Source organism: Pseudoflavonifractor sp. An187 (assembly GCF_002160275.1).
Classification (GTDB): Bacteria; Bacillota; Clostridia; order Oscillospirales; family Oscillospiraceae; genus Enterenecus; species Enterenecus faecium.
This window is the reverse complement of record NZ_NFKG01000002.1, coordinates 60,890-73,785: the sequence shown is the minus strand read 5'-3', so window position 1 is coordinate 73,785 and position 12,896 is coordinate 60,890. Positions and strand designations below refer to the sequence as shown.

Annotated in this window: 11 protein-coding genes; 5 read left to right on the top strand and 6 right to left on the bottom strand. The window is 60.2% G+C overall.

Annotation, left to right across the window (positions count from 1 at the left end):
• Positions 1 to 3: 3 nt before the first annotated feature.
• The 5 genes from B5F22_RS01935 to B5F22_RS01915 all read left to right on the top strand — a co-directional run bounded on the left by B5F22_RS01935 (position 4) and on the right by B5F22_RS01915 (position 5,545).
• The gene (locus tag B5F22_RS01935; RefSeq protein ID WP_087390210.1) at positions 4 to 1,110 is read left to right on the top strand and encodes an ABC transporter substrate-binding protein; all 1,107 of its coding nucleotides are present in this window, start codon (positions 4 to 6) and stop codon (positions 1,108 to 1,110) included.
• Positions 1,111 to 1,408: 298 nt separating this feature from the next.
• Positions 1,409 to 1,801, top strand: coding sequence for a thioesterase family protein (locus B5F22_RS01930; RefSeq protein ID WP_087369666.1), 393 nt, complete (start codon positions 1,409 to 1,411; stop codon positions 1,799 to 1,801).
• A gap of 126 nt (positions 1,802 to 1,927) precedes the next feature.
• Complete coding sequence (locus tag B5F22_RS01925) at positions 1,928 to 2,188, top strand: metal-sensing transcriptional repressor (protein WP_087229000.1); 261 nt, start codon at positions 1,928 to 1,930, stop codon at positions 2,186 to 2,188.
• Positions 2,189 to 2,201: 13 nt separating this feature from the next.
• The gene (locus B5F22_RS01920) at positions 2,202 to 4,712 is read left to right on the top strand and encodes a heavy metal translocating P-type ATPase (protein WP_087390207.1); all 2,511 of its coding nucleotides are present in this window, start codon (positions 2,202 to 2,204) and stop codon (positions 4,710 to 4,712) included.
• Between the two features lie 149 nt (positions 4,713 to 4,861).
• Positions 4,862 to 5,545 (top strand): VTT domain-containing protein, encoded by a 684-nt coding sequence (locus B5F22_RS01915; protein WP_242955033.1) that lies wholly within the window; start codon positions 4,862 to 4,864, stop codon positions 5,543 to 5,545.
• Positions 5,546 to 5,585: 40 nt separating this feature from the next.
• Here B5F22_RS01915 and B5F22_RS01910 read toward each other — a convergent pair whose 3' ends face one another.
• The 6 genes from B5F22_RS01910 to B5F22_RS01885 all read right to left on the bottom strand — a co-directional run bounded on the left by B5F22_RS01910 (position 5,586) and on the right by B5F22_RS01885 (position 12,758).
• Entirely contained in the window at positions 5,586 to 6,842 is a 1,257-nt protein-coding gene (locus B5F22_RS01910) for a diaminopimelate decarboxylase (protein ID WP_087390204.1), read from the bottom strand.
• A 118-nt stretch (positions 6,843 to 6,960) separates the two neighbouring features.
• Positions 6,961 to 7,872 carry a zf-HC2 domain-containing protein gene (locus B5F22_RS01905; protein WP_087390201.1) on the bottom strand — a complete coding sequence of 304 codons (912 nt, stop codon included), beginning with the start codon at positions 7,870 to 7,872 and terminating at the stop codon, positions 6,961 to 6,963.
• A complete protein-coding gene (locus tag B5F22_RS01900; protein WP_087390198.1) occupies positions 7,869 to 8,366 on the bottom strand; it encodes a sigma-70 family RNA polymerase sigma factor in 498 nt (165 codons plus the stop codon). The genes B5F22_RS01905 and B5F22_RS01900 overlap by 4 nt, the downstream gene beginning before the upstream one ends.
• Positions 8,367 to 8,503: 137 nt before the next feature.
• Positions 8,504 to 9,823, bottom strand: a complete 1,320-nt coding sequence (locus B5F22_RS01895; RefSeq protein ID WP_087390619.1) for a uracil-xanthine permease family protein — start codon at positions 9,821 to 9,823, stop codon at positions 8,504 to 8,506.
• Between the two features lie 303 nt (positions 9,824 to 10,126).
• A complete protein-coding gene (locus B5F22_RS01890; RefSeq protein ID WP_087390196.1) occupies positions 10,127 to 11,539 on the bottom strand; it encodes a CoA-binding protein in 1,413 nt (470 codons plus the stop codon).
• 1 nt (position 11,540) lies between these two features.
• Positions 11,541 to 12,758 (bottom strand): AsnC family transcriptional regulator, encoded by a 1,218-nt coding sequence (locus B5F22_RS01885; RefSeq protein ID WP_087390194.1) that lies wholly within the window; start codon positions 12,756 to 12,758, stop codon positions 11,541 to 11,543.
• Positions 12,759 to 12,896 lie beyond the last annotated feature (138 nt).

Genomic DNA, 12,896 nt, shown 5'->3' with positions numbered 1-12,896 from the left:
CCTTTGAAAAAGCTAGCCATTGCGGCTCTGGCCTGTGTGCTGGTGGGCGGCTTCTGCTTCTCCGCCTGTACCATTGAGCGCATTGACCCCGAGGCCGACACCAACACCGGCAAGCGGGTGCTCAACGTGTGCAACTGGGGCGAATATATCGACGAGGACCTTATCGCCCAGTTCCAGGAGGAGACGGGCATCACCGTCAACTACCAGACCGCCGAGAGCAACGAGTCCCTGTACTCCCTGCTGAAAAACGGCGGCGCCAACTACGACGTCATCTGCCCCTCCGACTATATGATCTCCCAGCTCATTGAGGAGGACATGCTCCAGCCTCTGAACTACGACAACATCCCCAACTACTCCTACATTGGGGACCAGTTCAAGAACCTGGCCTTTGACCCCAACAACGAGTACACCGTGCCCTACACCTGGGGCACTCTGGGCATCATCTACAATAAGACCATGGTGGACGGCGAGATCACCAGCTGGTCCTCCCTGTACGATGACGCCAATCGTGGCAACGTGCTTCTCATCAACAACTCCCGGGACGCCTTTGGCAACGCCCTCATCTACCTGGGCTACTCGGTAAACACCACCAACGAAGATGAGATTCGTCAGGCTTACGACCTCATTGCCGACGCCACCCGCCGGGGCGTCTTCCAGGGCAAGGTGATGGACGAGGTGTTCAACAAGATGGAGCAGGGCAACGCCGCCATCGCCACCTACTACGCCGGCGACTACCTGTCCATGTATGAGAACAACTCCGACCTGGCCTACGTCATCCCCGAGGAGGGGGCCAACTGGTTTGTGGACGCCTGGTGCATTCTGAAAAATGCTCAGCATGTGTCTGAGGCGGAGGAGTGGATCAACTTCATGGCCTCCACCAACGCCTCTCTGGTCAATATGGACTATATCTGGTACGCCTCTCCCAACACCGAAGCACTGGAGAAGTACCCCGAGTACTACAAGGAGACCTACGGTGAGGAGCTGGACCCTGAACTCTACGAGATCATGGCCCCCTCTGCCGATGTGCTGAAAAAGTGCGAGAACTACGTGGTGCTCCCCCAGGAGACCCGCGATCTGTACAACGATCTGTGGATTCAGCTGGGCCTTTAAGCTTCCCATAGAAGTCCATGGACTTCTATGGGAGGAGGCTTGCATGTGGGGTGGAACTCGATTTCTGACGAAAAAGTCATTCCACCCCACATGAGAAGTGTCATTTCCCCGGCACATGTCCGTGGAAATGACGCAATTTAGATTTTTTCGTCACCTGTGGGTGACGGAACTCTGCGAGGCCCCGAGCCAAGCAAAGTGCTCTTGATTTGGGCGGCGTCCGTTGGCGCCGCTCTTTTCTCTTGTCAAGAGAGTAAATTTCGGGTACACTGTGTCCAGACAACACAAAGGAGGAATCCCCATGTCCATTGAAGTCGGCCTCAAGGGCCGTTTTGAGTCCGTGGTCACCCCGGAGAAAACCGCCACTGCGGTGGGCTCCGGTCTGGTGCCCGTCTTTGCCACCCCCTATATGGTGGCCATGATGGAAAACGCCGCCTCGGACTCCCTCATCCCCTGCCTGGCTCCCGGTGAGAGCTCTGTGGGCACCCACCTGAACATCGCCCACTCCTCCGCCACCCCTGTGGGTATGAAGGTGTGGGCGGAGAGCGTGGTCACCGCTGTGGAGGGCCGCAAGGTCACCTTCGAGGTCCACGCCTACGATGAGCGGGGTGAGATCGGCTCCGGCGTCCACGAGCGCTTCATCATCCACGCAGAGAAGTTTATGGCCAAGACCCAGAGCAAACTGGAGGGCTAACCCCACGCGGCGCCGCAAAGGTACCCCTTTTGCGGCGCCGTTTTTTTCTTGACTTTCTCCTACGTTTGTGCTAGGATAACCCTACCCCCCAGGGGGGTGTTATTCCAACACAAGGAGGGATGCGTCATGATGGCTGATGCCAAAACCGTGACTCGCCTATTGAAAACCGCCCGAGGACAACTGGACGGAATTTTAACCATGATTGAAGAGGACCGCTACTGTATGGACATCTCCCAGCAACTGTTAGCGGTGGATGCCCTGGTGCGCCGGGCCAACAAGGAAGTGCTTACCGCCCACCTGAAACACTGTGTGGAGCAGGCGGACACCCCCCAGGAGCGAGCCCAAAAGGTGGACGAGCTGGTGGCCGCGCTGGGCAAGCTGCTGTAAAGGAGGCCCCACCATGAAACAGAAGTTTTCCGTCACCGGCATGACCTGCGCCGCCTGCTCTGCCCATGTGGAAAAGGCGGTGAAGGGTCTGGCGGGCGTCCAGGAGGTGCAGGTGAACCTGTTGGGCAACTCCATGTCGGTGATCTATAAAGAGCCCCTGACCGCCCAGCAGATTTGCGAGGCAGTGGCCAAGGCCGGATACGGGGCCACGGTGATGGGGGAAACAGCCGCCCCCACTCCCGCTCCTGTATCCAACGCCCAGAAGTCCTTGAAGGTGCGCTTTATCTCCTCCCTGGTCTTCCTCCTCCCCCTGTTCTACCTGTCCATGGGACACATGATGGGCTGGCCCATACCCCACTTTTTCCACGGCACCCAAAACGCCATGGTGTATGCCCTCACCCTCTTCTTGCTCACCCTGCCCCCGCTGATCATCAACCGGGCTTATTTTGTAAACGGCTTCCGCTCCCTCTGGCATCGGGCCCCCAATATGGACTCCCTCATCGCCGTGGGTTCCTCCGCCGCTGTGCTCTACGGCATTGTGGCCCTGTACGCCATCGGCTGGGGGCTGGGCCACGGGGACACCGCCCTGGTGGAGCGGTACGCCATGGACCTGTACTTTGAGTCGGCGGCTATGATTGTCACCCTCATCACCCTGGGCAAGTTCCTGGAAGCCCGCTCCAAGGGCAAGACCGGCCAGGCCATTGCCCGGCTCATGGACTTGAGTCCCAAGACCACCACCGTGCTGCGGGACGGTCAAGAGGTGACCATCCCCACCCAGGAGGTGCAGGTGGGGGACCTGCTCCTCATTCGCCCCGGCTCCGCCCTCCCCGTGGATGGGGTGGTGGTGTCTGGGGTGTCCAGCGTGGACGAGTCCCCCCTCACCGGGGAGTCCATCCCGGTGGACAAGGGAGAGGGGGACCGGGTGATGTCCGGCTGTCTCAACGGCGCCGGCGTGCTCACCGTCCGGGCCACCCAGGTGGGCCAGGACACCACCCTGTCCCAGATGATCGCCCTGGTGGAGGAGGCCGCCTCCTCCAAGGCCCCCATCTCCCGGCTGGCCGACCGGGTGGCGGGTATCTTCGTCCCCGTGGTCATGGGCATTGCCCTGGTCACCGCCCTGGTGTGGCTGGTGAGCGGCCACACCGTGGCCCAGGCCCTCACCTCTGCCGTGGCGGTGCTGGTGATCTCCTGTCCCTGTGCCCTGGGGCTGGCCACCCCTGTGGCTATTATGGTGGGCACCGGAGTAGGCGCTCAGAACGGCATTCTCATCAAGTCTGCCCAGGCCCTGGAGCAGCTGGGCAAGGTGTCCTGCATCGTGCTGGACAAGACAGGCACCATCACCCAGGGCAAGCCCCAGGTGACGGGTGTGTACCCGGTGGGCCAGCTGTCCGAAAGCCAACTGCTCACCCTCGCCGCCAGCCTGGAGCACCCCTCCCAGCACCCCCTGGGCCAGGCCATTGTGGCCCACGCCCAGGCTCAAAACCTGTCTCTCCAGGAGGTGACGGACTTCCAGGCCGTCCACGGTAAGGGCGTGACCGGAACCCTCCAGGGGCTCCCCTTCCTGGCGGGCAACCAGGCCATGATGGAAGAGGCAGGGGTAGACCTGTCTCCCGTGGCCCAGCGCACCCAGGATCTCACGGAAAAGGGCCACACTCCCCTGTACTTCGCCCAGGGCACTACCCTGGTGGGGGTCATCGGGGTGGCGGACACCGTGAAGCCCACCAGCGCCCAGGCAGTGTCTGAACTGCGGAAGTTAGGCCTGGAGGTGGTGATGCTCACCGGAGACCATCCCGCCACCGCTCAGGCCATCGCCCAGGAGGTGGGCGTGTCTCAGGTCATCGCCCAGGTACTGCCCACCCAGAAGGAGGGCCACATCGCCCAGCTGCAAGCCCAGGGCCACCGGGTGGCCATGGTGGGTGACGGCATCAACGATGCCCCCGCCCTAGCTCGAGCCGAGGTAGGCATTGCCATTGGGGCGGGCTCAGACATTGCTCTGGACTCCGCCGACCTGGTACTGATGAAGAGCGACCTGCTGGACGCCGTCACCGCCGTGCGGCTATCCCGGGCCACCCTGCGCAACATCAAGGAAAACCTGTTCTGGGCCTTCTGCTACAACGCCATCTGCATCCCCGTGGCCGCCGGGGTGTTCTATCCCCTGTTCCATCTCCAGCTCTCCCCCATGCTGGCCTCGGCTGCCATGAGCCTGAGCTCGGTGTGCGTGGTCACCAACGCCCTGCGGCTGCGCCGCTTCCGCCCCACCAAATCGAATACCCCAGCGGTGTGCAAGAACACCTGCTGTGAATTGAAAGGAGAAGAACCTACCATGACTCAAACCATCCACATCCAGGGCATGATGTGCCCCCACTGCGTGAGCCACGTCACCCAGGCTCTAAACGCCATCCCCGGCGTGTCCGCCCAGGTGGATCTGGAAAGCGGCACCGCCACCGTCACCGGAGACGTGTCCGCTGACACCCTCAAGGCCGCCGTGGAGGGGGCCGGATATCAGGTCACCGCCATCGACTGACCTCACAACACCGAGAAGAGCCGCCCCTGTGTGGGCGGCTCTTCTCCTATCTTAACTCTTTCTTGATAAAATCCTAACGGTTTGACACCTTTTTATTTCCGACACAATCTGCTACAATATTCCTATCTTTTCCCAGGAGGTGGGAAGTTGTGAACCCACGTATCAAACAGGCCCTGTTGTGGCTTGTCACCATAGCTCTGTTGGGCGGCTGCGTCTACGCCCTGTACGCCACTGGCTTTTTCCAGACCCTCCATTCCAGGTCGGCCATGGAGGCCTATATTGCCCAGTTCTCCCCCTGGTCCCACCTGATGTACTTTGTCATTCAGCTCATTTCGGTGATTGTCGCCCCCATCCCCAGCAACATCACCGCTCTGGTGGGGTCTGTGATGTTTGGATTCTGGCCCGCCTTTCTCCTCACCTGGGGGGCGGTGGTGCTGGGCTCTGTCATCGTCTTTCTCCTGGCCCGGGTGCTGGGCCACAAGTTTGTCCACCAGTTTGTCAGTGAGAAAGTGTCCGGCAAGTATTTGGATGTCATCCAGCGCAAGCGGGATGTGTTCCTCTTTCTGGCCTTTCTCTTTCCCTTCTTCCCCGACGACCTGCTGTGTATTCTGGCAGGGCTCACCGACCTGAGCCTGAAACGATTCCTCATCCTCTGCCTGGTGGCCCGGCCCTGGGGGCTGCTGGTGGCCTGCGGCGTGGGTGACTCCGCCCTCTCCATTCCACCCTGGGCCATGGTCCTCATGGGCCTGGTGGGGCTGGCGGTGTTTCTCGTGGCCCTGCGATACGGAGACAAGGTGGAACAAGCCATTTTACAGCGCATGAACAAAGACTAAAAACTTCCCGCCCGGCGGTGCCGGACGGGACGTTTTCTTGTTACCAAACGAGAGTTGCAAAGTAGTCGTCGGGGGTCTCCGCCCGGCGCATCAGCTCCACCGAGCCGTCCCGCTTGAGCAGCAGTTCCGCCGAGCGCAGCTTGCCGTTGTACTGGTAGCCCATGGCAAAGCCGTGGGCCCCGGTGTCGTGGATGACCAGAATGTCACCCTTGTCGATCTGGGGCAGAGCGCGGTCAATGGCAAACTTATCGCTGTTTTCACACAGGGAGCCCACCACGTCGTAGACGTGGTCACAGGGGGCGTCCTCCTTGCCCAGCACGGTGATATGATGGTAAGCACCGTAGATGGCGGGGCGCATCAGGTTGGCGGCACAGGCGTCCACCCCGATGTACTCCTTGTAGATGTGCTTTTCGTGGACGGCTGTGGTGACCAGGTGCCCATAGGGGGCCAGCATGAAGCGGCCCAGCTCGGTGCACAGAGAGATGTCTCCCATGCCAGCGGGCACCAAGATCTCCTCGTAGGCTTTCCGCACCCCCTCGCCGATGATGGCGATGTCGTTGGCGGGCTGCTCCGGGCGGTAGGGCACGCCTACGCCGCCGGACAGGTTGAGGAAGGTGATGTGGCACCCGGTGTCCCGCTGCAGCTCCACGGCCAGCTCGAAGAGCACCCGGGCCAGAGCGGGATAGTAGTCGTTGGACAGGGTGTTGGAGGCCAGGAAGGCGTGGATGCCGAAGTTCTTGGCCCCCAGCTCCTTCAGGCGGGTGAACGCCTGCTTCATCTGCTCCTTGGTCATGCCGTACTTGGCGTCCCCCGGCTTGTCCATGACCTGGAAGCCCTCCTTGCTCTCCCCCAGGGTGAAGGTGCCGCCGGGATTGTAGCGGCAGGAGATGGTCTCAGGGACACAGCCCAGGGTGTCATAGAGGAAGTCCACGTGGGTCAGGTCGTCCAGGTTGATGATGGCCCCCAGCTTGTGGGCGTAGCGGAACTCCTCGGCGGGGGTCTCGTTGGAGGAGAACATGATCTCATGGCCGGTAAAGCCACAGCGCTCTGCCATCATCAGCTCGGTGAGGGAGGAGCAGTCCACGCCACAGCCCTGGGCGTGGAGCAACTTCAAAATGCCGGGGGTGGGGGTGGCTTTCACGGCGAAATATTCCTTAAAGCCGGGATTCCAGGAGAAAGCCTGGTACAGCTTCTTGGCATTGTCTTCAATCCCCGCCTGGTCGTAGATGTGGAACGGGGTGGGATAGGTCTCACGAATCTCCTTGGCCTGAGCCAGGGTGAGGAACGGTTTCTTCATGGTTTTCTCTCCTTTGATGCGGCTGACGCTCCCCTTTGAACGAGACCGCAGATATATCACGCTTTATCATACTAAAAGGATAGAATTTTGTCAACCATGAGAAATTCCCCACTTCCCCTCAATTTGGTCTCAACTCCCTCCACAGGCGGTAGATGCGGACGGCCAGCAGGACCAGGCAGTACACAAACGCCCCGATGGCTACAATGAGGATGAAGTCCCGGGTGGCGCAATAGGACACCGTGGTGAAGCCCAACACAATGAGGTGTCCTACCCCATAGGCGGGGGGCAGCAGTAGGGCCCGCCCCACCCATTGCCGGACCTTGGGCTTCTTCTTCGCTGCGCACCACACCACCAGGAGCACCACAAACACCCCCGCCGCCAGGAACAGATAGTAGCCCAGCACCAGCCGAGGCAGGGTCTCCATCCCCCCATCCGGGTGTTCCCCATACACCAATACGTCCCCCTGCCCGTTGTTCTGGGCGTAGTACACCAGCACCGGGCGGTCGGTGTGGGGGGCAATGGTGAGGGTGCGGACGCCTGAGTGGGAAAACCACTGGTCCCAGGGAGAGGTCCACGCCTGAATGGAATAGCTCTCGCTCTGGTTGTCCGGCTCCTGGGTGCCCAGGCTCTCCACCTGGCACTGGGTCACCGCTTGGTCAAAGGTGATGGTGAGGCTGCCGTCCGCCTGCTCTGTCACCTCCAGCAACTGGGCCGTATAGGGGACATAGCGGGGCGCAGAGAGGATGGCAAAGGCGGACAAGAGTATCACCAGCACAAATCCACCCGCCAACAAGGCAGTCTGTATTCGCTTGAGCAGTAGTTTCTTCTGGAGTCGCCGCAGCGGGGCCTCAGGGCGCGCTTCCTGGGTGGGCGGGGTTACGTCCGGGGGCTGGCGCAGGCTCTGGACCTCCGCCTGGCACGTCTCGCAGCTTTTCAAATGCTCCCCCACAAACGCCGCCGTCTCTGGGCTGACCATGTCCTCCACATACAGGGGGAGCAGGTCTCGGACGATGCTGCATTCCTGTTTCATGTTTCGTTCTCCTCCAATCGTTGTCTGACCATGGCTTTGGCCCGGTGATAGGTGACACAGGCCCAGTTGTGGGTCTTTCCAAACATCTGGCCAATCTCCTTGAAGCTCAACTCGGCAAACACCCGCCACAGAAACACCTCTTTGTAGGGGTCGGGCAGCTGGTGGAGCACCTTGCGGATGCGCATGGCCTGGTCCCGCCGCTCACACAGCTGTTCCGGGGAGTCTCCCTCCTCCGGCAGTTCTAATAGGTCGGCCTCATCCAGCGGGTGGGTGCGTTTTTGACCTTTCACGTAGGTCAGGTAGCAGTTTTTCCCGATCTGACACAGCCACACCCGCACCTCGCAGGCGCCCCGGAAGCTTTGGATGCCCTGCATCGCCTTAAAAAAGGTCTGGCTGGTGAGCTCCTCTGCCACGTGTGGGTCCCCGGACAGGCGCAGCAGATACCGGTACACGTCATTAAAGTAGGTCCGGTAGATCTCTTCAAACTCGGTCACGCCACCACCTCCTTCCACCCATAAGACTGGGGAGTGGGGGAAATCTTACAACACTTCCCCGAAAAATTTTTGCTGCAAAATACAGCGGCGTCCGGCCAGGTGAGCCGGACGCCGCGGGTGATTGATTGGAACGCTGCTTAGTAACGGCCAAAGTCGCCAGCGCGGCCCTCGGTGACGTCGGCACCGAAGGTGTAGTCCTTGCCGGGGAGGATGGCGTTGAGGGCGATGCCCGCAACGGCGGCCAGCGCCAGGTTGGTGAGGGTGATGTGCACCTCACCGATGGCAAAGGTGATGCCATTGGTGAAGCCCAGACCGCACACCAGAATGACGGCGGCAATGATGAGGTTGCGGGAGTTGGTGAAGTCCACTCGGTTCTCCACCACGTTACGCACGCCGATGGCGGAGATCATACCGTAGAGGATGAAGGACACGCCGCCGATGATGGCGGTGGGGATGGAGTTGACCACAGCGGCGAAGGCGGGGCTGAAGGACAGCACCACGGCGTAGATGGCAGCCAGACGCACCACCCGGGGGTCGTGGACCCGGGAGAGCACCAGCACGCCGGTGTTCTCACCGTAGGTGGTGTTGGCGGGGCCGCCAAACAGGCCGGAGAGCGAGGTGGCGATACCGTCACCGATGAGGGTACGGTGCAGGCCGGGGTCGGACAGGAAGTTCTTGCCCACGGTGGCGGAGATGGCGGACATATCGCCGATGTGCTCCATCATGGCGGCAATGGCGATGGGGGCCATGACGAAGATGGAGGTCAAGTCAAACTTGGCGATAACAAAGGGCTGGAGACCCACCAGGTTGGCGCCAACCACACCGGAATAGTCGATGAGGGGCACCACGTTGCCAGCGGCGTCCACGGCGGTAGCGCCAAAGGAGTTGGCGATCACGGCCACGATATAGGAGCCCACCACACCCAGGAGGATGGGGATGATCTTAATCATGCCCTTGCCCCAGATGTTGGCCACCACGATGATGGCCATGGCCACAATGGCCAGCCACCAGCAGGTGGAGGCGTTGGACACGGCGGAGGGGGCCAGGTTCAGGCCGATGAGGATGATGATGGGGCCGGTGACCACAGGGGGCAGGAAGCGCATGACCTTCTGCACACCTACCAGCTTGATGATACCGGCCAGAACCACATACAGCAGGCCGGCCACCACGATGCCTCCCAGGGCGTACTGGAGCTTCTCGGCGGCGGCCATGTCGGCGTACTTGCCAGCGGTCAGCTCACTGACAGCCTGGAAACCGCCCAGGAAGGCGAAGGAGGAGCCCAGGAAGGCGGGCACCTTCAGCTTGGTACACAGGTGGAAAAACAGGGTGCCGATACCGGCAAAAAACAGGGTAGTCTGAATGGACAGGGGCAGGCCGTAGGAGTTGCTCACCAGCATGGGCACCAGCACGGTGGCCCCGAACATGGCGAACATGTGCTGCAAGCCCAAAATCAGCATCTTGGGCCAGCCCAGGACACGGGCGTCCTGAATGGGCGCTTGATGGTTGTTCACGTTATTCTCTCCTTTTCTCTCATGTTCTCACAGAAAAAAAGACAATCACCTGAACAAGGTAATTGTCTCATATAGGACGATGGAACGGCCACACCAAACACTGATTCGCCTTCATCTGTGCCAGCATGTCCATTCCCTCCCTTCTGTCTCGACTTTGTATCATATCAGATTGGAGGTCAAATGGCAATACAAAATAATTTCCATCCACCCGGTGTGGGGCGGGAATCTTCCCGCCCCACACCCTTGGGATTATGCCTTGTTTTTCTTGATTTGGCCGTATTTATACAGCGCAATCATGGCGTTGACTGCCTGCTCTGCCGTGGGATAGGCGGGGATGCCGTGGTCCCGCAGCTTCATGATGGCCTCTTGGCACTCCTCGCCGCCTTGACACTCCATGATAAAAGGCTTGCCCAAGTGCTTGTAGGTCTCGTGGATCTGAATGACCACATCCGTGACCGCAGGCACATCGGTGACGGCAGTGGGACAGATGGAGCCCAGAATACCGTGCACGTTGGGGTCTCGGATGGCCTGGGTGAAGGCGCCCTTGTACTGGATGGGAGAGGCGGTGCCCGAGATGTCCACAGGATTCAGAGGTGAGCCAAACATGGGCATATAGGCCCGGATGCGTCCGGCCAGACCCGGGGAGATCTCAGACAGTTCATGGAGGGGCAGGCCGCAGCGCTCGAAGTGGTCACAGCTGAGCAGACCGGAGCCGCCGCCGTTGGTAATCATCACGATGTGGTCTCCCTTGGGGGTGGGCTGCATGCCCAGAGCCAGGGACACGTCCAGGAACTCCTGCCAGGTGGTAGCCCGGATGGCACCCGCCCGCTCAAAGATCTCGTCATAGAAAGCGTCGGTGGTCCCGGCGTTCTCACTGGCGGTGTGGGCAAAGGCCGCCTTCTCGCCGATCTTGGAGCCGCCCACCTTGATGGTGACAATGGGCTTATCCACATGCTTGCAGGCGTCCACAAAAGCCTCGGGGCTGTCCAGGCCCTCGATGTAGATGGCCAGACACCTGGTGTTGGGGTCCCGCCCGGCATAGGCCACGAACTCGCAGAAGTCCACGTCCGCCTTGTTGCCCAGGCCCACAAAGAAGCTCATGCCGAAGTGGTCCTTCTGGGAGGTACCCAGAGCGGCCAGCAGATTGGCCCCCGACTGGGAGATCATGGCCACAGGGCCCTTGATGGGCAGATAGGGAATGAAGCCACAGTTGAAGTTCAGATAGGGGCTGCCCATGCCCACCAAGTTGGGGCCGATGAGGGGCAGCTGGTTGTCCCGGCAGTACTGGGTGAGCTGATTTTGCAGCTCGCCTCGACCGATCTCCTTAAAGGCGCTGGTAGCGATGACCACGATCTTCACCTTTTTGGCCACGCAGTCCTCCAGCACGGATTTGACAATGTGGGCTGGTACGGCGACGAACACCAAATCCACATCATAGGGAATGTCTTTGACGGTGGGGTAAGCGGGCAGGCCCTGCACCACGTTGCTTCTTGGGTTGACGGGGTACAGTTCTCCTTTGTAGCCCCAGCGGCGCAGCTCCTCAATGACCTTATAGCCCACCTTGGTGGGGTATCGGCTGGCGCCCACTACGGCGATGGACCGGGGATTCAGGGCATATTGCAGGTTCTCAATGACATATTCTCTGGCGCGCTCTACCTTCATGTCATTTCACCTCCTCATGATTGGAAAACTGGCACTTGACGCAGCTTTGAGCGGTGCGGTCCTGGAGAAAGTCGTCGGTGAAGACGCACTCCTCCCAATAGCCGTTCTGGTCGTCCAAGCGGGCCACCCAGCGGCGGAACTGCCGGGGCGAGTCCGCCACCTTCACCTCCTCAATTTCTCCATAGCTCTCCAGCTTGGCCCGCAGGGCCTCGGGGTCGGTGAGCTGATTAAAGGAGCTGAGCATCACGTCATAGAAGGAATCGGAGAACTCCCAGATGTTGTTGAACTCAGGCATGTCGCTGAGCTCGTCCACCAGCTGGGCTTTCCGGTAGCTGGGCACATTCTGGAACATGCGCACCAGGTACATCTTCATGGACAGGCCCAAGCGCATGTGGTTGATGTAGATCATGGGCACAGCGATACGGCGCTTGTCGCAAATCTCCACAAAGTCCGCCTTCATCTGGGCCCCATCCAGGCCGCTGAGCCGCTCCAGCACGTCATAGTCGAACATGTCTCCCACGGAAGCGGTGTTGTTGATGGCGTCGATGATGGCGAAGTCCGTCTTGTCCAGGACATCCTGGACCTCCAGCAGTTTATCCACCTGCTCCTGGCCCCAGATGAACTTGCGGTAGCCCTCCCCATGGGCGTCCCACATGTTCACGTTGGACTCCCGCACGTCCCGGCGGATGGGGCACAGGTGGACGTACTCCACCTCCGGCATATCCCGCCAGGGTCCGATGACGTCGCTGAGCAGGTTATCCAGCACCCGCATGTGGTTTCCGTTGAAGTAGTCGAAGTCGCCGTTGGTCTCGTATCCGGTGCAGATGTCGTCCTTGTTCTGGAACCACTCGGACAGCTTGGCCTTCACCGCCGGGTCGGTGCCATCCTTGAGCTTCACCACCCAGTAGTACAGGCCCCAGCCATACACCGCCACCGCCGGATTGTACACGAACATAATGGCGTGCTGGTCATACATCCGCTTGATTCTCTCCCCCACTTCCGCAGCCGGAATTCCAACTTTGTCCGAAATGTACTTCAAATTGAACACCTCGGGATAGTTCTGATAGAAGGACTTGGCCACGTTGTAGGCACTAAACTCTGCGCTGTCTGTGCTGACAATCCCCGGTTCTGTAAACCCAATGCCTCTGGGCGCATACCAGTACTCACGCATCCACGCCTGATGCTGGTCGGAACCAAGGGTGTAGTGATTGTTTGACATACCGATCCTCCTCGTGTTGAAATTTTGACCTGTTTTCTACGGCAACCAGCCCATGGCTGGGTCATCTTCTGTGGGGGCTGCGAGGATGAGAGAGTCATGTGCCGCCTGTCTTCTCTTGTCAGTTTAGCACAATCATCT